The sequence below is a fragment of the Paenibacillus sp. HW567 genome (genome assembly GCF_000374185.1).
Lineage (GTDB): Bacteria > Bacillota > Bacilli > Paenibacillales > Paenibacillaceae > Paenibacillus_AQ.
The window spans coordinates 6,605,473-6,627,197 of record NZ_KB910518.1; the positions used below are offsets into that span (position 1 = coordinate 6,605,473).

Here is a 21,725-nt window from a genome sequence, read left to right on the forward strand (position 1 = left end):
AGCCGGAAGTACTCAAATGTTAATTAAACCCCTGGTACACGGAGCGGGTGACTAAGGAACAGAAGAGGTTTAGAATAATATACGAGAATCAATATAAATACTTGCCCACAACGCTCCTGTTAATCAGGGGCGTTTTTTTATGTAAATCCCTTCCAAACCCTTTACCACGGTAAATAATTAAGGTGCTGCAACCCCATTAGCCACCTACAATTTTACATAAATAACTAAAATATTGCATAAGGAGGCGAAAACCGCCATGAGTAATACTGTATTCATTAGAATTCGTATTGAGCGGGCAAGGTGCAAGCTTCATCAGATGCATACCCAGTACGGTGGTTTTAGCCACCCTGAAGTGCTTCGGCAATCGGTAAAACTGGATAAGCTGCTGAACAGCTACAGCAATAATCATATGCAGCAGAGACCTGCCAATGGCCGGAATCGTATGCATGGAGATAAACATTGCCCCTTCGTAAATGGAAGATATCAATCCTGCAATAGAAGAGATGAAAAAGGTGGTATTCTCTTGGAACACACAGCTACAATACGTGATGAAATATGGGCGTATTTGTCAGATCAGAAGATGACTATTAATAGATTTGCTGTAGTCAGCGGTATTCATTCCGGGACACTCAGCCGGATTATGAAAGGTCAGCAGGCCATGGCCATGAGCCATTTGGAAAGGATTACCGAAAGTATGGGGCTGGCGGAAGACTATTTTTACAGTAAGTATGTGGATGAGTGTCTGTATGATTCTGCACCAACCTGGCGGCGGCTTCGGCCGTTTATTTTGCGTTCTGCGGAGCTTGGACGTCTGGATTGTATCGAACGTTTGGTGCAGAGTCTGCTGGATAATCTTATGTATGGACCTCTGCTCTTTGACTTGGCGGAAGAATTATTTCAGCAGGGTAAGCAGCAGGCGGCAGCGATTTTATACGAAAATGTGGGGGCCAGCGAGAAGTATCAGCACTCCGAACGGCTGGCACTCTGCCAATACCGTCTATTCGAAATGTCCTTGGGTGATGATCCGCAAAAGAATCTGATCGCAGCTACTCTTTTTGAGAGTTATGTTACAAGGCTGGATGAGGCTCATCAGTTGGATGCTTTGAAGCTTTTGGCTCATGTATATGGCTCACTGCACGAGTGGGAGAAGGTAAATGAGCTGGCGCATGAGCTGCTCCGGCTTGCTTCGGTTCAATATAAGCTGCATTGTAAATCTGATCGCAAATACGACCAGCCAAGAATTCAAAAGAGACCTTTGTACTCGTATATTCTATACGCACAACTAATGCGTGCATACGTATGCGAGGAGCTTGAAGACTATAAGGCTGCATTGGAAATTGTGCCGCTCTACATGGATGGGAGCTGGATAGAGGAAGACGGAGAGGAAGTTAACCTGGTTCTCAATCAATTTCAGGAGTGGGGAACCGCGAATACATACCTATACCGCTTAATGGATGGACAAAAAGAGGTATTGGATGAATACGTAGAGTATATTTCAACGCAAGAGAATGAGATCTTTATAGCTTTGTTCAGAATTGTGCAGACGGCCAATCGCTATCAATGGGATGTGGACCATATCCTGAAGCGATTTTCAGTATATATCCCTTATCATACGTACTCCAGTGTATTAGGCGATTATAACAAGCAGATTTTAAATGACAACCACGCCCGCTTCCGCAGCGAACTGGCAACCTATTATCTGACCCGCAAGCAATACAGAGGGAATGAAATCTCAATGCGCAGCGTAGAGCTTTCCGCCAAAATCGACAACGAACGTAATGTGATCAAAGGCACGATATCGGTGGATTTTGAGATTAATATATAGGGAGGTGTAAGGTATTATTGTCTTTCATCCATAAAACGGAGCAAAGGAAGGAACCCCCCATGCAAGCTGATTTATATGCCCCTTTATTCAGATTTTTGGAATCACTTATTGCCGCGAAAATTCCGGAGGACGAACAAAAAAACATCATAAATATTTTTAAGCCAATTCGGTTGAATAAAAAGGAGCTTTTTATAAAAGAAGGGGATATCCCAACTGCGTTGGCCTTCAATGTATCAGGATTATTGCGGTGTTATTACATTGATACCAAAAGCAACGATGTGACGAAATATTTCTATTTTGAGGGGTCCATTATTTCTTATTCGGGTTTGCTTCTCAAAAAAGCGTCCAAGTATTATATTGAAGCCTTAGAGGATTGCGTGCTTCTTTATGTCGATTATCGTTCATTCGAATTGTTGACCCAGGACAGTTTCTTTTGGCTAAAAATAATTAAAACTATGCAGCAACATGCTTTAATCTATAAAGAAGAACGTGAGAGCAGCTTTTTATTGGAAACTGCTTCCGAAAGATATGTAAACCTACTCCATCGTTATCCGTATATTGAGCAACGCATCAATCTCGGACATATTGCTTCGTATTTGGGTATTTCACAAGTATCATTAAGCAGAATTAGAGGCAAGCTGAGAAAAATTTAACAAATGTAAAAGAAATATCCTGATGCTTATCGTATGATTTGATAAAAATCAGCGATAGGAGAATACATATGGATTCACTTTATAGCAGCAACACTCACACGTTAATTACAGGGGCAAGTAGCGGGATCGGGAAACAAATGGCTGAAGAATTCGCTAAGAAAAAAGCTAATTTAGTATTAATTGCAAGAAGGGCAGACGAATTGGAAGCAATGTCGTTACGATTGATGGAGTGTTTTCCGATTCAGGTGTTGTGGCTCTCCTGTGATTTGACCGAGAAAGAGGCTCCCCGACTTGTCTATGAATGGTGCAAGGAAAGGAACCTCATTATCGACACTGTTGTGAACAACGCTGGTGCCGGTATGTTTGGCGAGTTCGAACGATTAGATATAGATAAACAAATAAGGCTGATTGAACTTAACATCCATGCTTTGGTGAAAATCACTCATTATTTTCTCCCCGATCTTATAAATCTGTCTAGAGGCTCTATTCTAAATGTAGCAAGCGTAGCTGCCCTTTATCCATTGCCTTATTATTGCGTTTATGGTGCAACTAAATCCTTTGTCTTATCTTTCACAGAGGCATTACGGTATGAAATGAGACATACAAAACTTACGATTAGCTGTCTATGCCCTGGAGATACAGATACGAGTTTCTTCCATTTTGCAGGCAACACAAATAAAAAGAATTCATTGATGCCGCCAGATTTGGTTGCAAAGTCAGCCGTGAAGAATCTTTTCAAAAACAAATCGGTTATTTTTCCAAGTAATATTAAGCTTATCTCGCTCATTCCCAAATTCATTTTGAAAAGAATCGTATACCGGAGAGTCTCCAAATATTCATTGAAGCCATCTTCGAACCGTTGACGTAATATTGTAAAAGCAAATTTCCAGCCCTTTATGTTTCGGGACATCTCCCATGAGCCTGAAACCGCAGCAGTGAAGTCGGCTCCTTACGGACCTGAGAGCCGTTACTTTCAAGAAAACACCACTTGTTGCAGCTTTACGGACCGAGGGGCGCTTATGGTCTCTCCAAGGAACGTTTAGGCGCGGAATATTCGATTATAAGGCCTGTGGTGTCCGTAACTTACCCAAGCTGTGACTCTCATCCGAATGAAGCGCACCTCAGTCCGTAACGCTAAGCCAAACGCCCATTCAAGAATGAACCCCGTCTGGGAAGGGGTACACCTGAGGGGAGATCGCGCTCCACGCCATCAGTCCTTCGGGCATCCCAGGCCCCTACTCCGCCAATTGTAAATCTGACGCTCTACTTTGGACGCTTGGGTATCTCCTGATTTGACTTGTTCAATAGCTTCTATTTTGTAACAACGATCAAAAGAGAAGGCAGCACCCTCCTGAAGTGGAAGGTACTGCCTTTGTGTTGGGACTCAACCCGCTACCCCCCAATTTGCGACATGCGCCGCAGGGTTGGGGTATGGCTTTGGGTTTTGCGTTCCAGGGCGAGGGCCATTTCGTGGTTGTGCGGCTTGTTGCCCAGAGCTGTGCGGAATAGGGCCTGAACTGCAGCCGGATCTCCGGTCAGAGGGCGCACATTGTATTCGTCCGCCCAGTAGAGGCAGGCTTTGATGTGGCCGTCGGCGGTGAGGCGCAGCCGGTTGCAGTTGTCGCAGAAGTGCTCGCTCACCGGATGGATCAGCCCGAAGGTTCCCAGTGCGCCGACGACCCGCCGGTTCTGGGATGGCCCGTTGCCCGAAGGCATATCGGCTTCTTCCGTGGCCCAGCCTGCCGCATTGCAGGCTTCGACTACGGTCTCCAGCGGCAGATAGGTCTGACGCCAGGCGTCGCTTGCGCTGCCGATAGGCATATATTCAATGAACCGCACATTCAGCGGGCTGTTCAGGGTCAGTGAGATGAAGTCTGTAATTTCGTCGTCATTGATGCCTTTCATCAGTACGACATTAAGCTTGATTGGAGAGAGACCCGCTGCTTCAGCAGCTTCAATGCCCTTCAATACCTTGGCGACCTCGCCGCCGCGTGTGATCATGGCGAAGCGGTCCTGCCGCAGGGAATCCAGGCTGATGTTCACCCGCGACAATCCGGCCTTCTTCAGAAGTGCGGCTTTGCCCGGAAGCATGAGGCCGTTGGTGGTCAGCGATATATCTGCAATGCCTGGGATGGCAGCGATCATAGATACCAGCTTTTCTATATCCTTGCGGATCAGCGGCTCCCCGCCCGTTAGCCGGACCTTGCTCAGTCCGAGCGGCGCGAGGGCTTTCACCACTGCGGTTATTTCCTCATAGCTCATAATTTCATCCTGGGGCTGGAATTGCATTCCTTCCGCAGGCATACAATAAATGCAGCGCAGGTTGCAGCGGTCTGTAACCGAAATGCGGATATAGTCATGTAAACGTCCGAACGGGTCCGTCAGCGGTTCCATAAAGTGCTCCCTTCAGCTTGGGATTTTATTTTAAATTTTAATGATTGTGTTCATTCGCGTCAATGCACAAGGCTGCGGCACTTTACCAGCAAAGAGTTAGGAAGAGGAGGGCCACGGGCTGTGAAACAGAAGAAAAGGACAACCTAAATCATATGGGAATGAACTGAAATGGCAAAGTCCAAATTTGACAGAGTTGCGACAATTTTAAGTAATGGTCATAGAATGCTCACTGAAAGCGCTTAACAATTTCGATATAATTTAAGTGCGGAAGATTCACACTTTATAATTCACTTTTGCGATGAGCACAGCTATGAGACCGGATAACGCGCGCCTTGTACGATTATAGGCGATAAGCGCCCGGCAAACCAATAGGGAGGATTTGCAAAATGACAACACAAACAACTTCATCACTTTTTGTACCGGAGATATTTAGCCGTTGGCTGGAGAGTCGGGGATTAATATATCAGCTTTTAGTGGACTTTTATGGAAGAAATCCAAGCCTTTCGCTGGTCGCGCAGTGGAGCCGGAATCAGAAGATCAGTGTAGCTGCGGACATGACTGAGGGCGGACGGGAACTGAAGCGTTACCTCTGCAGTCAAGAGCCTTCGGCGCTGCCGCAGATCTGCGAGCGGGAGAATCTCGAATACATGCGGCTGATGAATGAGCGTGCAGCCAGCACCATTATTGCCCGTGAAGCGGCCGAACTGGGCCGTGAGCAAGAATTCAGCAATGTTCTCTCTGATGTCTACGCCTCGGCAGGGATTGTCTTTAAGAAATGCGGCGGCGAGGCCGATGATCATATCTCCATTGAGCTTGAATTTATGGCGGTGCTCCATGAGCGGATGCTGCACAACAGCTTCTCCATCCGCAGTGCAATGGAACTGCTGGAAATCCAGGAAAGCTTCCTGGAAGAGCATTTGCTGAAATGGACTCCGCAATTCTGCGAGAGACTGAATGCCGCAACGGATAGCCCGCTCTATCTGGGACTCAGCCACATGCTGCAGGAATTTCTGCCGTATGATCTGCAAATGCTGCGGGCCTGGAAGGCCTCTCTGGAGAGCAGCGCGGCGGCAATGGCTTAGGCTGGAAATAAAGAAGATACGAGGATTGAAATAAAGAATCAGCATGTTATAATAGAGCCAGAATCAGCGTAAAATAAAGAGAACCGTGCTGGTAACACGGTCCTCAGTTGCAACAGCCGCTTTTAAGGGCGGTGGCTTAAAAGGTGTTTACGGACAGAAATAGACCGTTTCCTTTGGACAGGGCGGTCTATTTCTTTTTGAGGTAGTTCAGCAGAGCTATGATGAACATGCTGAACATGAACATCAACAACAACGAAGGCGCCCTTCCATAAAGGAAAGGCGCCTTATCTTCGTTCTACAGCTACATAATCACCGTTTATTCATACACCTTTTTGCTGCGGAATCTCATCAGGAATTCATACACAACCGGTACGACAACCAATGTTAGCAGGGTGGAGCTGACCAGACCGCCGATAACTGTTACGCCAAGGCCCTTGGAGATGATGCCTGCGCTGTTTTCGAGGCCCGTTACGAGCGGCAGCAGTGCGCCGATGGTTGCCAGTGCGGTCATCAGGATTGGGCGCAAGCGGGTAGCCCCGGCTTCAAGCAGGGCTTGGCGCGTTGCCATTCCCTCTTTTTCCTTGTGAATTACGCGGTCGATCAAAACAATTGCATTGGTGACCACGATCCCAATCAGCATCAGTGCACCCATAAGTGCAGAGACGTTCAGGGTCTCTCCCGCCAGCAGCAGGGCAACAAGTGCTCCAATTACCGTGAACGGCAGGGAGAACAGGATTGCAAACGGTGCAAGACCTCCACCGAACGTAACAACGAGCACGAAGTATACGATGGCGATAGCGGCTAACATGGCAATGCCGAGTTGTCCGAAGGTATCGTTAATTTGCTCGGTTACACCGCCGAAGGTGACGGTTACGCCATCTGGCAGCTTGAGTGCGTCGATCTTGTCTTTGACATTGTTCGAAGCACTGTTGACGTCATTTGCAATGATCTCTGCGGTAACGTCAACCTTCATTTTACCGTCTTCCCGGGTAATGGAGTCCGGCGAAGTTCCGTTCTCAATTTTGGCTACCTCGCCAATCGGCACTGTGATCCCAAGCGGAGAGGTTAGCGTAGCGTCCTGCATTTCCTTAATGCTGCTGTATTTGTCTTTGTCCGTCTCAATGTAGACTTTATAATTTTTGCCGTCCATCGCTACCTCTGTCAGGACAGGGCGGGTACCGGCAGGACTGAGCTTCATTGCGATTTGCCCGGCAGTAAGGCCGAGGGAGCTGAGTTTTGCCTGGTCAGCTACGATTGTATATTGATCATAAGCTTCGGCTAGGCTGGTCTTTCCATCCTTGAAGTTGGCAGTGTCTGCTTGTACGATTCCGGCAATTTCGTCGGCTACCGGCTTCAACTGTTCCAGACTGTCGCCAAAAATATTTACGGTCAGCGTGCTGCCGCCAAGACCCCCGCCTGACATGCCGGACATATCACCCCACACGCCTTCCGGCACCTCTTTGGTCAGGCCTTCAATCAGCTTTTCTTTTACGGTATCAAAATCCGGAGTGTCACTGTCAAAGGTAACGTAGAAGAGACCTGAGTTCCCGGAGCCGCCCAATCCGAACGGGCTGCTGCCCCCGATGGAATATTGCATTTTATCCAAATGCTTGTTAGCCATATACTTCTGTTCCATAATATATTTCTCGGCCTTCAGCCCCAGATTCTCTACATCTTTCATTGTCTGGCCTGCCTTCGGCGAGAAGGTGAGCGTTACGTTCTTCTCCTCCTGGGAAGGCATGAAGCTGACGCCGATGGGTTTGATCAGGAACAGGCTGCCCACCAGCAGAAGCACGGCAACGCCGAAGGTGATCAGCTTGTGGGAGAGCGACCAGTTCAGAATTTTTTGATAGCCGGCAGCCATCTTGTCCGGTTTATCGCTGTGGCTGGTCTTGCCCTTCTTAAGACCGTTACGGAAGAGCGTATGTGCCAGTGCGGGCACCAGGGTGATTGCCACAACCAGCGAAGCAAGCAGGGCGAACACCATCGTGAGCGCAAAAGGCAGGAACAGCTCGCCCACCATACCGCTGACAAAAGCAAGCGGCAGGAACACGGCGATAGTTACAATGGTTGAGGACATGATCGGCACGAACATTTCACGAGTTGCTGCACTGATCAGCTCACGGCCGCGCAGCTTCTCACCGGACAGGGTCAGCCGCCGGAAGATATTCTCGATGACGACAATCGAGTCATCGACGACACGCCCAATGGCAACGGTCATGGCCCCCAGCGTCATCATATTCAGTGTAATATTCATTTGGCGCAGACAGAGAATGGCAATCAGCAGCGACAAGGGAATGGAGATAATGGAAATTATGGTGGAGCGGATATTCCGCAGGAACAGCAGGATAATGAGTACGGCGAACAGGGCGCCAAAAGCAGCCTTGGACAGCATCGTATTCACGGAATCCTCAATCGGCTTCCCTTGGTCCAGCAGCACCGTGAGATCCATCGACTTGAATTGCTTTTTCAGTTCTTCTGCCTTATCCTTCACACCGTTGACTACATCTACCGTATTGGCGTCATTGGCTTTTACAATTTGAATCCCGATGGATTCTTGGCCGTTCGTGCGGGAAATGGACTCTGATTTGCCGACAACTTCAATATCGGCAAGGTCTCCAAGCTTGACTGTTGGCAGGCCGGCACCGGCCGCCATGCCTGGATTACCAGCCGCGCCTACCCCGGTTACTCCGGTTGTCCCAGCCCCGGAAGCTGCGCCGGCAGCATTGGCGGGTGCACCTGCACCTGTATTGCCTGCTCCAGAAGGGACAACAGGAATACTCAGGTTTTTGAGATCGTCAACCGTGGTGACATTGCCGTCCACAACAACCGCTTTTTGTGATTTTTCCATCTCAAATAGGCCGAGCGGCACGCGAAGGGAGGAGGCCTGAACAATTCCCTTAATGGTGTCTTCCGTCAGTCCGTATTGCTTAAGCTTCGCCTGATCGAACTTCAGGGTGACCTCCTTCACATATTGTCCGGCAATCTGCACGGAGGCCACGCCTTCGACGTCTTCCAGGGCCGGACGGATATCATTCTCCGCAATGCGGGTCAGCTCTTCCAGATTACCGGAGCTATCGGACAAGCTAAGCGAAATCACCGGCAGCGAGCTTAGGCTGAACCGGGAAATTTGCGGCTTTTGCACATTGTCCGGCAAGGTTACTTCATTTAGAGCCTCGCGAACGGCGGCAGTTGCATTGTCCAGATTTGTACCGTAATCGAATTCAATAGTGATGCTGGAGGCATTCTCCAGCGAGTTCGAGGTCAGTGTCTTCACGCCGTCAACATTGCGGAGCTTCTGCTCCAGCGGCTTGCTGACATCATTCACAACACCTTCCGGTGCCGCCCCCGGGTAGATCGTTGTAATGCTGAGATAAGGGATGCTGATATTAGGCAAAGTCTCCTGCTTCATGGTCAGACCGCTGTACAGACCGGCGAACACGATGATGATCGTCAGAAGCCAAATGGCAAATTTGTTTCTGAGCGAGAAATTAATTAAGCTCTTCATAAGTTACATTTCTGCTCCTCTCAGGCTTTCCTGCGGGAAAACCTCCTGTATGATTGTGCTTGGCACAGCCTATCCGTTCTTCTTTCTCTCTCTGCTTGTCATACCTGTCACTACCGTTGAAGGCTTCATTGAAAATTGCATACATTCTGCATGTGGAGCGGCATCAGCTTCATTAATTCTTCAAGTTCCTTGTGCACTGCCGGATAGCCCTGCAGGTTGGACAGCATGCCTTGAATGATGGCCTTGCGCGGATAAGGCATGAGAATTTCGCTCTCCAGAATCGTTACGGATTCCATGGCATCTTCTACACTCTGTGGTTCCATGCCGGGATCTGAGCTGAGTCCGGTCTTCATGTCTTTGATAAGCTGAAGCGGACTCCGGCGCGGGTTATTCTTCCCCTCTTGGTGCTCTAACCAGTCGTCCAGAGCGGCGGAGGGGATCAGGGGTACAGGTCTTCCGGCGAGCAGGCCGGCTGCGGCAACATCCAATAAGTCAACAAGGTGATCGGCAAGGCGCGGAATCGGCACTGCGGACTCATAATTGTAGAGCACCCAGATATAAGAATGGATCATCCCGCTTCCTAACAGGCACAATTCGCCTGTATAAGGAAGTATCTCCTTCCCGTACAGCATTTCAAGCTTGCTCTGGCACCAACTGACGAGCGGGCCGTTGATCTTGCGCAGCCACTCGGGCGCATCCTTCACACCTTTTCCGGCAAGCTCCTGAAATTGCCGCTGCAAAAACTCACGCAGCTCGTATACATGATTAAGCAGGATTTCAATCTGGTTGCGCAGCTTTTCCCGCGGTGTCCTTGAGCTCTCCTGCTCCTCCCTCTGAAGAGGGTCGTGGATCATACGGAAGCAATATATATAAATGCTGCTTTCCAGCTCTTCCTTGGATTTGAATGCCAGATAAAGACTGCCCTTGGATATCCCGCATAACTCGGCAATCTCCTGCATGGAAGTGGAAGACGAGCCTTTCACAGCGAATAGTTGCATGGCCGTTATAATTATTTGTTCCTTTTTAGTTGCATTTTTATCAACCACCAGCAAATGAACCTCCTTTCTGACTAGCCAGTTCTATAATTGACTAAATGGTCAAGCCGATTATAATATACATTTTAGGACATTACAAATTTAGGTACGTGCGGGTTGGCTGGAGGTTGCATTATTGCCTAAATTCTAGATTTGCGGCGGTTTTCAGTAGGAAGAATGAGATTCTTCATGTAATATATAAATGTGTCATTTCAGTGATGTAAGGTATAAAGAGAAGGTAGGTTATCTATGAGAAGAGGATTGCAGACTTTAGTTATTATTGCGGCTTTATTGGCCTATTATTACTTTGGTTTCGGCGTATTTGGCAATACTGCCGGAACAATTATCAGTATTTTCTCCACTCTGACCGTTATTTCCATTGGGCTTGGTATTTCTATGGAGAATCGCAATCCCTCCACAACGGTGGCCTGGATTCTGCTGCTGGCGCTAATTCCGGTGCTGGGGCTGGTCTTCTATTTGCTGTTCGGACAAAATGTGTTCAAACGGCGCAAATATGATAAAAAAGCTCAGCGCGACCAGATGGCCTACGAGCGGATTGAGAATGACGCGCTGCGGATGCATCAGGATTGGTCGATCTTTGATGCCCCGCACCAAAAGCTGCTGGGATTATCACAAAGACTGGCACGGACTCCCATTTCGTTCAATTCCGAGACCCGCATTCTGACCAATGGCGAGGAGACCTTCGGCACACTGCTGCTGGAGCTGCGGCAGGCACAGCACCATATTCATATGGAGTATTATATTTTCCGGGCTGACCACATTGGGACGCGTATTCAGCAGATTCTGATCGAGAAGGCCCGTGCTGGCGTTGCCGTCAGATTTATGTATGATGCGGTAGGCAGTATTCAGCTCTCAAAAGCCTTCCTCAAGGAATTAAGCGATGCCGGAGTGCAGGTGGCGGCTTACGGCAATTCCACCTCCTTTTTCTCCAGCCGGGTGAACTACCGGAATCACCGCAAGATCGTTGTCATCGACGGGGATGTCGGCTTTATGGGCGGGTTGAATGTTGGCGATGAATACCTCAGCCGAAGCAAGACGTACGGCTTCTGGCGCGACACGCATATGCTGATCAGGGGAGAGGCAGTGCGGACGATGCAGATTATTTTCCTGCAGGATTGGATGCACACGACCGGCGAAAAAATACTGGAGCAGGATTATCTCTCCCCGCAGCTTCGCTTCACCACCGGGGACGGGGCGGTGCAGATTATTGCCAGCGGACCGGACAACGAGCGCCGCGCACTCAAAAATATATTCTTCTCTATGATCACCTCGGCAGAAAAGTCGGTATGGATTGCCACCCCGTACTTTATCCCGGACGAGGATATCTTGACCGCGCTGCGTGTGGCTGCGATGTCCGGTCTTGATGTGCGGCTGCTGTTCCCGGCCAAACCGGATAAATGGATTCCGTTCCTGGCTTCGCATACCTACTTCCCGGCACTGCTGGAATCCGGTGTGAAGATTTACGAATATGAGAAGGGCTTCATTCACTCCAAGCTGCTGATTACCGACGGTGAAATAGCCACGATAGGAACAGCCAACATGGATATGCGCAGCTTCCATCTGAATTTCGAGGTCAATGCGCTGCTGCTGCAGACGGAGAGTGTAGCCCGCGTCGTTGCTGATTTCGAACGCGATCTGCTGTCTACCCGCCAGATTGTGCATGAGACCTTCATGAACAAACGGCTGCTGGAGCGGGTGCTGGAGTCGGCGGCAAGACTTATGTCTCCGCTGCTGTGATGAGACTGCGCTGGTAAGACACCGCAGAGCTGCAGAGCATAAATTGTAAATTAACTAGAGGACCGCCGGACAAGCTTCATACAACTGTCCGGCGGTCTTTTGCATGAAGAGGCAGGCGCGGCTTGAGAAGTGAACCAGATGACATAACAGAATAGCGTATGTATAATGAGTGTAAATAATTTGTATAAGGTTTAAAAATTCAAAGATATACAGTGGGAATAGAGAAAGTGAGTGAGATGGTACGTGTATTCGATCAAACAGGTCGTCGAAATGCTGGGTATCCCGTCCGTTACGCTGCGGGCCTGGGAGAACAGGCACCAGGCGGTAATCCCAGAGCGGACCGAATCAGGCTATAGGCTGTATAGCCAGGAGAATATCGAAGACCTGCGCTGGCTGAAGGAGCAGACGGAGACCAAGGGGATCAGCATTTCGCATGCTGTCCGGCTACTGAAGGCGAGTAAAGAGAAACTCCTGGAGGAGCGGACAAGTATACCGGAAGGGACACCTCAGGATGCTTTTGACAAAATGAAGCAGCAGATTTACGCGGCGCTGCTGGAATTTCAGGGCGAACGGGCCAATGCGTTGATTGACTTCGGCTTCTCGATGTACGGATATGAAGCGATGTTCCATCAGGTCCTTGTGCCGATTCTGATTAGGGTTGGCGATGAATGGGAGGCGGGTCTTGCAACTGTGGCACAGGAGCATTACATGACCCATATGATTTCGAACCGCTTCTATCAATTTTTCAACGTGTTTCCCGTTCAGGCTCATTATCCTAAGGTATTGGCCTTTTGTCCGGCGGGAGAGGATCATCAGATTGGACTTCTGCTATTCACACTGTTCCTGCGCAAGAACGGAGTGGAGGTCATCTACCTGGGGGCGAATACGCCGGAGGAGGGCCTTGTGGAGATGCTTCACAAGCACCAGCGGATCAGGCTGGTCTGTCTCTCGGTTACAGACAAGCAGCGGGTGGAGTATTGTGAAGACCTGATGGGACGGCTGAAGCGGACATTTCCGGAAACGGAATTCATTGCAGGGGGTAAAGGATACGAGGGTTCTGAGACGCGTTCTTCAGTGGCACGTTATACCATGAATGAACCGGCGGAACGCTGGCCCATTTGGTTTCAGGAAGTGTTTATCAAGCGGGTGAATTAGTGACTAATACATGAATTGAAGCAAAGAGAGAGGACCTTTCCTCACACCTGGCAGGTGTTGTGGAAGGGTTCTATTTTTATTGGATTCCAAAGGATTCCGGCCCCCTTGGCAACAAGCATATTCGTGGTGTTTACATCAGCGGTTAAAATATGTATGATATTTGTATCAATTATGTATAGGTATTGTATAATGTTTACTTTTATTTACGCATTGCTTGCAATGATACGAGGAGGAAAGAAGATGTCCAGAGGAGAGGGTGCGGCGAAGGTTGCGGTGATCGGCGCAGGACCAGGGGGCCTGGCGGCCGCCATGCTGCTGGCTGCCGAAGGCTACGAGGTGGAGGTACACGAGAAACAGGCTGATGTTGGAGGCAGGTCGGGAGAACTGAGGCTGGGAGAATACCGTTTTGACCGCGGGGCTACTTTTTTGATGATGCCGCATTTGTTGGAGGAGCTGTTCACATCCGCAGGCCGTTCCTTGCACTCTTATGTTTCCATGCATGAATTGAATCCGCTCTACGCTCTGCACTTTGGCGATACCGTATTTACCCCTTCTACCGATCAGGACTCTACGGAGGAGCAGATTGAACGTTTGTTTCCCGGCAATGGGGAGGGCTACCGGCGTTTTATAGCCGAAGAGGGAGAGAAGCTGGAACGGGTGATTCCACTGCTGCAACGTCCTTTTCAATCACTAAGAGATTATATCAAAAGAGATGTACTGCACGCGCTGCCGAAGCTGAATGCGGCGGATACCGTATACAACCGGCTGTCGCAGTATTTTGATGATGAACGGCTGCGGTTTTCTTTTGCCTTTCAGGCCAAATATCTGGGAATGTCGCCGTGGGAATGTCCTGGCACGTTCACGATTCTCTCTTATATGGAGCACCGCTACGGGCTGTATCATCCGATTGGCGGAATTAACCGTGTGCTGCAGGCAATGGCAGAGGTCATTAAGGAGCATGGGGGCCGTATTCATACCTCCAGCGGTGTGCAGCGCATTCTGATTAAGAACGGCAATGCTGCGGGATTGCTGCTTGAGAGCGGAGAACGGGTGGAAGCAGATTATGTGGTGATTGGGGCTGATTTCGGTTCGGCCATGACCCAACTGTTTGAGCCGGGTGTTCTGAAAAGATATGCCCCCGCGAAGATTGCCGGCAAACGCTACTCCTGCTCCACGGCTATGCTCTACCTTGGGGTGGATGGAGCCGTAGACTTGGCTCATCACTCGGTGCATTTCGCGCAGGATTACCGGCGCAATGTGGAAGAGCTTTCGAAGCTTGGCAAGCTGTCCAAGGATGCTTCGATCTATGTTCATAATCCTTCTGTAATTGATCCGACGCTGGCCCCTGCGGGCAAATCCTCTCTGTATGTGCTGATGCCGGTTCCCAATCTGACGGCCGGAATTGATTGGGTGCAGGAAAGAGGGGCTGTAGAGGCCCAATTGATGGAACAGCTTCAGCGTATCCCGCAGCTTGGAGATTTATCCGGGCGGGTTGAGGAGAGTCTGTTTTTCTCGCCGCTGGATTGGCAGAACAAGCTGAATGTCTATAACGGTGCTACCTTTAACCTGGCCCATAATCTGGGCCAGATGATGTACCTGCGTCCCCACAATACCTTCCAGGAGGTGGGCGGCATCTGGCTGGTAGGAGGGGGAACCCATCCGGGCAGCGGCTTACCGACGATCTTCGAGTCAGCGAAAATCAGTGTCCGGCTGTTGCGGGAGCATGACCGTGCGGTCCACGGGCGCCGTTACGTACAGGCAGGAGCTACGGGAACGGGGGCTGCGTTATGAGCCGGGTCGCCATCGTTGGCGGCGGAATCGGCGGCCTTACTTCGGCGCTGCTGCTTAGCCGGCAAGGGTATGAGGTTGTAGTGTATGAGCGCGGCCCGCAGGTGGGCGGGCGGGTAGCCTTTGAAGAAAGTGGTCCTTACAGAATAGATCAGGGACCGACGATTGTCCTGCTTCCGGAAATGCTGCTGGGCATCATGGAGGAAGCAGGGTTGCCGGAAGGAAGTCTGGAGCTGCTGCGCTGCGATCCGCTGTACCGGATTTATTTTCAGAGTGGACGTACCCTGACTAAGGTCAATGGGACTGAAGCGCAAGCCGCAGAGATTGAACGGGAATTTCCCGGAGAAGGAAGAGGCTTTACCCGCTTCATGCAAGAAATGTCGGAGCTGTACCCGCAGGGCAAGGCCTCCTTTCTCGAACGGGGATTTGCGCGCCGCAGAGATTTTTTCAGTCCTGGAAATCTGGCGCTCATGGCCCGCTTGCGTGCGTATAGAAGCTTGCGAGCGGCGGTCGGGCAGTACTTTCGGAGTGAGGAGCTGAAAGATGCGTTCTCCCTGCAAAGCCTATATATCGGCGGTGCTCCCTTCCGTACCCCGGGTATATACACTATGCTCCCCTATGCCGAGCACGCTTTTGGAATCTGGATGCTCAAGGGCGGGTATGGCCGGCTGCCTCAGATTATGGCCGAAGAGCTTGAGCGGCGCGGAGTAAAGATTCATACCCATACCGAAGTGGAGTCGCTGCTTGTAAGCAGCCGCCGCTGCCGGGGCGTTGCCGTCCGGGGTGAGGAGATTAATTATGACGCGGTGCTGTATAACGGTGATTTCCCGCATTTGGAGCAGTTGCTGCCTAAGGGGCAATTTAAAACGCGCCAGGGGAAATTCATCCCCTCCTCAGGCTGTCTGCTGATCTATGCCGCAGCAGCCAAAAGATGGCCGGAGGCAATGGTGCATCAGTTTTTCTTGCCGGACAGTCTGGACGACAATTTACATGAATTGTTTGACCAAGGGAAGATCTCGGACCATCCCTCCTACTACTTGTTTAATCCGGCCGCCCTGGATGATAGCGCAGCCCCTCCGGGACAAAGCACACTGTATTTCCTGGTTCCTGTTCCAGCGGCGCCAGAAATGGACTGGGAGAACATCGCGGAACCTTTGGCTGACCGGGTACTCGCGAATGCGGAGAAAAGGGGATTTCCTGGACTTACGGCAAGCATTGTCTGGCGCAAGCTCCGTACTCCGGCAGATTCCCAGGCGGAAGGGCTGTTCGGCGGGGGAAGCTTCGGCATCGCTCCGGTGCTGGGTCAATCCGGCGTTTTCCGCCCTCAGCCGAAGCCGTATCCGATACAAGGTTTGTATGCTGCCGGGGCCTCTGTGCATCCGGGCGGTGGAGTTCCAATTGTAATGCAGGGAGCAAGACTAGCGGTTCAGGAATTAATGAAGGAGATGAGTGGATATGCATGAGAGGATAATGCAGCAATGCGAGGAACTGATGAGGAGGGGGTCATCTTCATTTTATAAAGCCTTTGCGGGCCTCCCCAGTCCACGCCGTGAAGCGGTACATGTAATTTATGCTTTCTGCCGGATTATTGACGACAGTGTGGACGAACCGGATGCTTCGCCATATACCATTCATGAGCTGCGTAACTGCTTTCAGCAGTTAGAGCAAGCGGAAGGTCATTTTATCTGGCCGGCGCTGCGTTGGTTATTCCACACCTTCCCCCAGCTTGAACGGAAGCCGTTTCTCCTGCAAATGGAAGGGCAGCTCCGGGATCTTTCTTTTACTCATTATGAGACGATGGAGCAGCTTGAGAGCTATTGCTATCTTGTAGCAGGGACCGTTGGAGAAATGCTGCTGCCTGTCCTGAGAGAGGACAACAATGAAGAAGCCCGGGAGGCGGGGATTGCACTGGGCATGGGAATGCAGCTCGTGAATATTATCCGTGATGTGGGAGAGGACCTGAGGCGGGGACGAAGGTATTTACCGCTAGAAGTAATGCAGAAGAACGGTTATCTCCAGCATGAGCTGGAACTGGGTGTGGTCAATGAACGATTTATTGCAGTGCTCCATGAATTGAGAAGTGAGGCGCTGGCCTGGTTCGAAAAAGGGTTGGTAAATGTAGCAACGTACCCGCCGGAGAGCGGTCTGGCAGTGGAATTGGCTGCTGCATTCTACGCCGCGATTCTGGATTCCGTTGAAGCTGCAGAATATGATGTGTTCAGCAGACGGGCATTCGTCAGCGACGCAGCCAAGCTTCAGATGTTCAAGCGCACATTTGCACGGTATGCGCCACACTTTGGCAACAATGTTCATGCGGCGGCGCTTTAATGATCAAATATGTATTTTGGGCTTGGTATGCCATTGGCTCGCTGCTGCTAATTTGGTTCAGCATACCGGAAAGTCTGCAGTTCTCCAGCGGTCTGTTTCTTGTTTTGTTTGCTGTATATGCCATTGATTTGTTAGCTAAGGGATATGTACAGGGACAAATGTCCGACTGGTCAGTCATTTTACCTTATAAAAAACCTGAACGGTATCTGTGGTTAATGGCTGCCCTGATCTGGACAGGCGGAATGACGGTGGAGTGGATCGGTGTCCATACCGGCCGCTTGTTTGGTATCTACGAATATTCCAGTATGCTCGGGGTATTGCTATATGGGGTTCCCTTTACTCTAGGCTTCGCCTGGATAGCCGTTGTGCTCAATGCCGCACTCATCAGCTATGACTTCGGACAACGGGGTTTTCGCTTCTTGACGGTGAGGGCTATCCAGGTCGGCTTTTGGTCCGTGCTGCTTGATCTGGTGCTCGATCCGGTTGCCCATGCACGAAATTTCTGGAAATGGGATGGCGGGGGAGGGTTCTATCATGTGCCGTGGAGCAATTTCGCCGGTTGGCTTATCGTCTCTGCCCTGTTATCCCTGTGTCTGCCTAATCTTCGGATTTCACATTCGGCAGCCCGCCGAGGCACGCGCCTGTATCAGGCGATTCTGATTTTGTTCGGACTGATCAGCCTGCGTGAGGGGCTGCCGCTCTGCGCGGTGATTGCCGGACTGGGCGCTGCGCTTGCGGAAGGGAGTCTGCGATATGCTGGAAGCCGCCAAATCGAAAAGCTTTGACAAATGGTTCTACCGCTATAATTCCTTATATTTGCTGCGGCGGCATTTTCACTTCCTGGGATTCTCCGGCGAGCTTCAGCCAGCGGCTGCCGTGGGCAGACCTATACTCTATATAATGAACCACAGCTCCTGGTGGGATGGTCTTCTGGCCTATCATGCCGCCGGGCAACTCACGGACAGCAGGCATTACTTCATGATGGAAGAAGAGCAGCTTCGCAAATATGCCTTCTTCCGCAAGCTTGGGGCTTATTCGATTAACCGCAGCAGTATAGGCGATTTGAGAGCGTCCTTGCGGTATACGGCAAGGCTGCTGCATGAAGGAGGCCATGTGTGGATCTATCCTGAAGGCGAGATCCGCCCGCTCGGACATTCTCCGCTGAGCCTGAAGGAAGGCGCGGCGCTTGTGCTGGGCCTGTGTCCGCACGCTGCCGTTGTCCCGGTTACGCTGTATCATGGCTTATTCCGGCACTCCAAGCCCGAGGCTACGCTGCTCGCGGGAGCTCCGCTGTTGCTTGCTTGGCAGAGTATAGAGCGGAGTGAGATTTCGGGATATCTCGAAACCGCACTAAGAACACAGCTACATCATCACCGGGAGCTGATCTTTGAACACAAAGGGCATATGCCTGAGCAGTTCAAGCCGCTTATGAAGCCGGGACGGTCTACCAATGAATGGTTGGATATTATGCGGCGGGGCAGGGTCCGCCTATGATTGTATTTCTTCAGGGTATTATTGTCATTCTGCTGCTGCAACTGCTGTTCGCACTATGGAATGCTTCACAGCTTCCGAAGCTGGGGGCTATGAGGGGAAGCATGGGGGACGGCGAGTGTTCTTGTTCCGGGAAGGAGGCCGCCCGCTTGTCCGTGCTTATCCCTGCCCGCGACGAGGCGGGCAATATTTCGGACTGTCTCACCTCCATCATGGCTTGCTCCGCTGCGGGAATAGAGGTCGAGATTCTGGTGCTGGACGACCATTCCTCAGACGGAACGGGAAGATTGGCTGCCGCTGCCGGAGGTTCGAGGGTACGTGTCATGCAGGGTCGTGAGCTGCCGGAGGGCTGGCTTGGCAAGTCCTTTGCCTGCGCGCAGCTTGCGGAAGCCGCCGGAGGTGAATGGCTGCTGTTTCTGGATGCAGATGTCCGGCTGCGTCCGAATGCGCTTCAGCAAGCTGCTGACGCTGCAAAGATGCAGGGCAGGGGGCTCATTACAGGCTTCCCCCGGCAGATTACCGGGACCTGGCTGGAGCGGCTGGTGGTTCCATTGATGGGGTTCACCATCATTTGTCATTTGCCGCTTCCGCTTGTAAGAGGAACGCATGACCCCCGTTTTGTAGCTGCTCACGGAGGTTTCATGCTGATTCACAGGGACAGCTATTTCACTAGCGGCGGGCATAAGGCCATCCGCAGTGAACTTGTGGATGATATGGCGCTGGCCCGCGCGGTCAAGCGTGCCGGGGAGCCTGTGAGCTTGGCCGATATTGCAGATGACTCCAACATGCGAATGTACCATTATGCCGCCGAGGTCTGGAGAGGCTACCGCAAGAACATTTATGCCGGTGTGGGGCGCAACCCGCTGCTGCTGCTGGCGATGCTGGCCTTTTATCTGCTTCTGTACGTGTTGCCGTTTGGGATAGCTATTTATAGTGTTCTGAACGGGTGGAGCATAGAGGCATTGTACTCCCTGCTTGCTTATTTTGCCGGAGCTGCCGTCAAAAGAATCAGTGATGCTTCAGGCAGACAGCCGGTCTGGCTGTGCCTGCTCATGCCCTTCAGCATGTTATGTCTGACGGCGATTGGGCTCAGCTCCTGGCGGGGCAGTTATTCCGGGCAAGGCTATGAATGGAAAGGGAGGCGTTACCAATGAAAGAGAGGGCCGTGGTTATTGGTGCCGGGTTTGGCGGCTTGTCTGCTGCAGTGACACTGGCTGCCAAAGGCTGGAAAGTAACGGTGCTGGAACGCCAGCTTCATCCCGGAGGAAAGCTGCAGCGCATTACGGAAGCGGGCTACACCTTCGACCGTGGACCGAGCACCATCACGATGCCCCATGTCTTCCGCTCGTTGTATAAGCTTGCCGGTGAAGACATGGAGGATTATGTACAATTGTACGAGTTGGAGCCGCGGGTACGCAATGTGTTTGCCGATGGCAGGGTAGTTGACCTCTCCCGGGATACCGGGTTTATGCAGGAGCAGCTTGCTGCCTTCAGTCCCGAAGATGCCCTCCGGTATCCGGGGTTCATGGCTGAAGCCGCGTTGCTGTATGATCTGAGCGAGAAGCAATTTCTGAACAGGCTGCTCTTGTCCTGGAGAGACAAAATTAGCCCGGCTGTTGTGCGCGACCTTCTGCGCGTCAGACCTTTTCTCAGTCTGCAACAATTGCTGCAACGTTATTTCCGGCATCCGCATACGCTTGCCATGCTGGGCCGGTATGCTACTTATGTGGGATCATCGCCCTTTCAAGCCCCTGCAATTTTTGCCATGCTTAGCCATGTGGAGAGTCAGGGAGGGGTATTTGGCGTTCGCGGAGGCACGTATAAGCTGGTGGAAGGGCTTGCTTCTCTGGCGCAGAGGCTCGGAGTACAGATCATTACCGGAACAGAGGTCACTCAGATTTCTGTGGTGAACGGCACAGTGGAGGGCGTGGAAACGGCACAGGGCTTCTATCCGGCTAAGACCGTGATTGCCGGGGGAGATATGCTTAGTATTAACAGGCTGCTGCTGCCCGAAGAGGTCCGCCCGGGGATGAGCAACGATAGAATCGCTGCATACGAGCCGTCTTTATCCGGGTTGGTTACACTGGCTGGAGTGCGGCGCCAATATACGGGATTACTACATCATACGGTATTTTTTCCGGAGTACTACGAGCCGGAGTTCAAGGATATTTTTACACACAGGCGTCCTCCTCAGCAGCCTGCGGTGTATATTTGTTATTCGGGTTATTCTGAATCCGGGATGGCTCCTGAGGGTGGCAGCAATCTCTTTATTCTGACTAATGCCCCCTATTTAAGTGCAGCGACTGACTGGAGCGAAGAAACTGCCGCCTATGCAGGGCGTGTCTTCGCAGTGCTGGCTGGACATGGAATTAACGGGCTGGAGCAAGCGGAGGTGCTTCACCACTACACACCGCAAAATATTGCAGACGATACTCTGGCTCACCGGGGGGCCATCTACGGAATTTCCTCCAATTCTGTGCGCCAGACTTTTTTTCGGCCGGGAAATCGTTCTAACAATGTCAAAGGACTCTGGTATGTGGGCGGTACGACACATCCCGGAGGCGGAACCCCGGTTGTGTCCTTGTCGGGAAGGCTGGTAGGTGAATTTATAGCCAAGCATATGTAGAACCGTACAGACTTGCCTGTGCTGTTAGTGGTGCGCATGGTGGTGAGATGTGAATGTGCTATAATGAAGCGTACTAGAGCCGA

General features: G+C 51.1%; 17 protein-coding genes. 13 read left to right on the top strand and 4 right to left on the bottom strand.

The genetic code is table 11. The features are described from left to right. Positions 1 to 256: 256 nt before the first annotated feature. From B212_RS32805 to B212_RS32810, 3 genes are all read left to right on the top strand, one after another. On the top strand, positions 257 to 1,825 hold the full coding sequence (locus B212_RS32805; protein ID WP_019914961.1) for a Spo0E family sporulation regulatory protein-aspartic acid phosphatase: 1,569 nt from the start codon (positions 257 to 259) through the stop codon (positions 1,823 to 1,825). 59 nt (positions 1,826 to 1,884) lie between these two features. After that, positions 1,885 to 2,478, top strand: a complete 594-nt coding sequence (locus B212_RS0129525) for a Crp/Fnr family transcriptional regulator (RefSeq protein ID WP_019914962.1) — start codon at positions 1,885 to 1,887, stop codon at positions 2,476 to 2,478. Between the two features lie 68 nt (positions 2,479 to 2,546). Continuing rightward, positions 2,547 to 3,341: an SDR family NAD(P)-dependent oxidoreductase gene (locus B212_RS32810; protein WP_019914963.1), complete on the top strand. Its 795-nt coding sequence runs from the start codon at positions 2,547 to 2,549 to the stop codon at positions 3,339 to 3,341. 529 nt (positions 3,342 to 3,870) lie between these two features. Here B212_RS32810 and moaA read toward each other — a convergent pair. Beyond that, positions 3,871 to 4,872: a GTP 3',8-cyclase MoaA gene (moaA, locus tag B212_RS0129535; protein WP_019914964.1), complete on the bottom strand. Its 1,002-nt coding sequence runs from the start codon at positions 4,870 to 4,872 to the stop codon at positions 3,871 to 3,873. Between the two features lie 386 nt (positions 4,873 to 5,258). On the opposite strand from moaA, the gene B212_RS0129540 reads away from it, so the two are divergent. Next, positions 5,259 to 5,954, top strand: coding sequence for a TorD/DmsD family molecular chaperone (locus B212_RS0129540; RefSeq protein ID WP_019914965.1), 696 nt, complete (start codon positions 5,259 to 5,261; stop codon positions 5,952 to 5,954). 187 nt (positions 5,955 to 6,141) lie between these two features. On the opposite strand, the gene B212_RS35995 is transcribed toward B212_RS0129540, so the two are convergent. The 3 genes from B212_RS35995 to B212_RS0129550 form a co-directional block, all read right to left on the bottom strand. Beyond that, positions 6,142 to 6,207 carry a putative holin-like toxin gene (locus B212_RS35995; protein WP_442950125.1) on the bottom strand — a complete coding sequence of 22 codons (66 nt, stop codon included), beginning with the start codon at positions 6,205 to 6,207 and terminating at the stop codon, positions 6,142 to 6,144. 63 nt (positions 6,208 to 6,270) lie between these two features. Next, positions 6,271 to 9,462, bottom strand: coding sequence for an efflux RND transporter permease subunit (locus B212_RS0129545; protein ID WP_019914966.1), 3,192 nt, complete (start codon positions 9,460 to 9,462; stop codon positions 6,271 to 6,273). A gap of 125 nt (positions 9,463 to 9,587) precedes the next feature. After that, a complete protein-coding gene (locus B212_RS0129550) occupies positions 9,588 to 10,508 on the bottom strand; it encodes a TetR/AcrR family transcriptional regulator (protein WP_028531111.1) in 921 nt (306 codons plus the stop codon). A gap of 237 nt (positions 10,509 to 10,745) precedes the next feature. Here B212_RS0129550 and cls point away from each other — a divergent pair, with 237 nt between their 5' ends. From cls to B212_RS0129595, 9 genes are all read left to right on the top strand, one after another. Next, the gene (cls, locus tag B212_RS0129555; RefSeq protein WP_019914969.1) at positions 10,746 to 12,254 is read left to right on the top strand and encodes a cardiolipin synthase; all 1,509 of its coding nucleotides are present in this window, start codon (positions 10,746 to 10,748) and stop codon (positions 12,252 to 12,254) included. Positions 12,255 to 12,485: 231 nt separating this feature from the next. Further along, on the top strand, positions 12,486 to 13,409 hold the full coding sequence (locus B212_RS0129560) for a MerR family transcriptional regulator (RefSeq protein ID WP_232231518.1): 924 nt from the start codon (positions 12,486 to 12,488) through the stop codon (positions 13,407 to 13,409). Between the two features lie 240 nt (positions 13,410 to 13,649). Then, positions 13,650 to 15,200, top strand: coding sequence for a phytoene desaturase family protein (locus tag B212_RS0129565; protein WP_019914971.1), 1,551 nt, complete (start codon positions 13,650 to 13,652; stop codon positions 15,198 to 15,200). Then, positions 15,197 to 16,660 (top strand): phytoene desaturase family protein, encoded by a 1,464-nt coding sequence (locus tag B212_RS0129570; protein ID WP_019914972.1) that lies wholly within the window; start codon positions 15,197 to 15,199, stop codon positions 16,658 to 16,660. The genes B212_RS0129565 and B212_RS0129570 overlap by 4 nt, the downstream gene beginning before the upstream one ends. Beyond that, the gene (locus B212_RS32815; protein ID WP_019914973.1) at positions 16,653 to 17,525 is read left to right on the top strand and encodes a phytoene/squalene synthase family protein; all 873 of its coding nucleotides are present in this window, start codon (positions 16,653 to 16,655) and stop codon (positions 17,523 to 17,525) included. The genes B212_RS0129570 and B212_RS32815 overlap by 8 nt, the downstream gene beginning before the upstream one ends. After that, positions 17,525 to 18,310, top strand: a complete 786-nt coding sequence (locus B212_RS0129580) for a carotenoid biosynthesis protein (RefSeq protein WP_019914974.1) — start codon at positions 17,525 to 17,527, stop codon at positions 18,308 to 18,310. Before B212_RS32815 ends, B212_RS0129580 begins: the two co-directional genes overlap by 1 nt. Continuing rightward, the gene (locus B212_RS32820; RefSeq protein ID WP_019914975.1) at positions 18,279 to 19,019 is read left to right on the top strand and encodes a lysophospholipid acyltransferase family protein; all 741 of its coding nucleotides are present in this window, start codon (positions 18,279 to 18,281) and stop codon (positions 19,017 to 19,019) included. The genes B212_RS0129580 and B212_RS32820 overlap by 32 nt, the downstream gene beginning before the upstream one ends. Next, entirely contained in the window at positions 19,016 to 20,170 is a 1,155-nt protein-coding gene (locus B212_RS0129590) for a glycosyltransferase (protein ID WP_019914976.1), read from the top strand. The genes B212_RS32820 and B212_RS0129590 overlap by 4 nt, the downstream gene beginning before the upstream one ends. Continuing rightward, positions 20,167 to 21,642, top strand: coding sequence for a phytoene desaturase family protein (locus B212_RS0129595; protein ID WP_019914977.1), 1,476 nt, complete (start codon positions 20,167 to 20,169; stop codon positions 21,640 to 21,642). Before B212_RS0129590 ends, B212_RS0129595 begins: the two co-directional genes overlap by 4 nt. The last annotated feature ends 83 nt before the right edge of the window (positions 21,643 to 21,725 follow it).

Excerpts from the sequence above, each read along its gene's own strand:
- B212_RS0129595 (WP_019914977.1), top strand. The coding sequence starts at position 20,167 with ATGAAAGAGAGGGCCGTGGTTATTGGTGCCGGGTTTGGCGGCTTGTCT.
- moaA (WP_019914964.1), bottom strand. The coding sequence starts at position 4,872 with ATGGAACCGCTGACGGACCCGTTCGGACGTTTACATGACTATATCCGC.
- B212_RS32815 (WP_019914973.1), top strand. The coding sequence starts at position 16,653 with ATGCATGAGAGGATAATGCAGCAATGCGAGGAACTGATGAGGAGGGGG.
- B212_RS0129590 (WP_019914976.1), top strand. The coding sequence starts at position 19,016 with ATGATTGTATTTCTTCAGGGTATTATTGTCATTCTGCTGCTGCAACTG.
- B212_RS32805 (WP_019914961.1), top strand. The coding sequence starts at position 257 with ATGAGTAATACTGTATTCATTAGAATTCGTATTGAGCGGGCAAGGTGC.
- B212_RS0129540 (WP_019914965.1), top strand. The coding sequence starts at position 5,259 with ATGACAACACAAACAACTTCATCACTTTTTGTACCGGAGATATTTAGC.
- B212_RS0129565 (WP_019914971.1), top strand. The coding sequence starts at position 13,650 with ATGTCCAGAGGAGAGGGTGCGGCGAAGGTTGCGGTGATCGGCGCAGGA.
- B212_RS32820 (WP_019914975.1), top strand. The coding sequence starts at position 18,279 with ATGCTGGAAGCCGCCAAATCGAAAAGCTTTGACAAATGGTTCTACCGC.
- cls (WP_019914969.1), top strand. The coding sequence starts at position 10,746 with ATGAGAAGAGGATTGCAGACTTTAGTTATTATTGCGGCTTTATTGGCC.
- B212_RS0129525 (WP_019914962.1), top strand. The coding sequence starts at position 1,885 with ATGCAAGCTGATTTATATGCCCCTTTATTCAGATTTTTGGAATCACTT.
- B212_RS32810 (WP_019914963.1), top strand. The coding sequence starts at position 2,547 with ATGGATTCACTTTATAGCAGCAACACTCACACGTTAATTACAGGGGCA.
- B212_RS0129570 (WP_019914972.1), top strand. The coding sequence starts at position 15,197 with ATGAGCCGGGTCGCCATCGTTGGCGGCGGAATCGGCGGCCTTACTTCG.
- B212_RS0129545 (WP_019914966.1), bottom strand. The coding sequence starts at position 9,462 with ATGAAGAGCTTAATTAATTTCTCGCTCAGAAACAAATTTGCCATTTGG.
- B212_RS0129580 (WP_019914974.1), top strand. The coding sequence starts at position 17,525 with ATGATCAAATATGTATTTTGGGCTTGGTATGCCATTGGCTCGCTGCTG.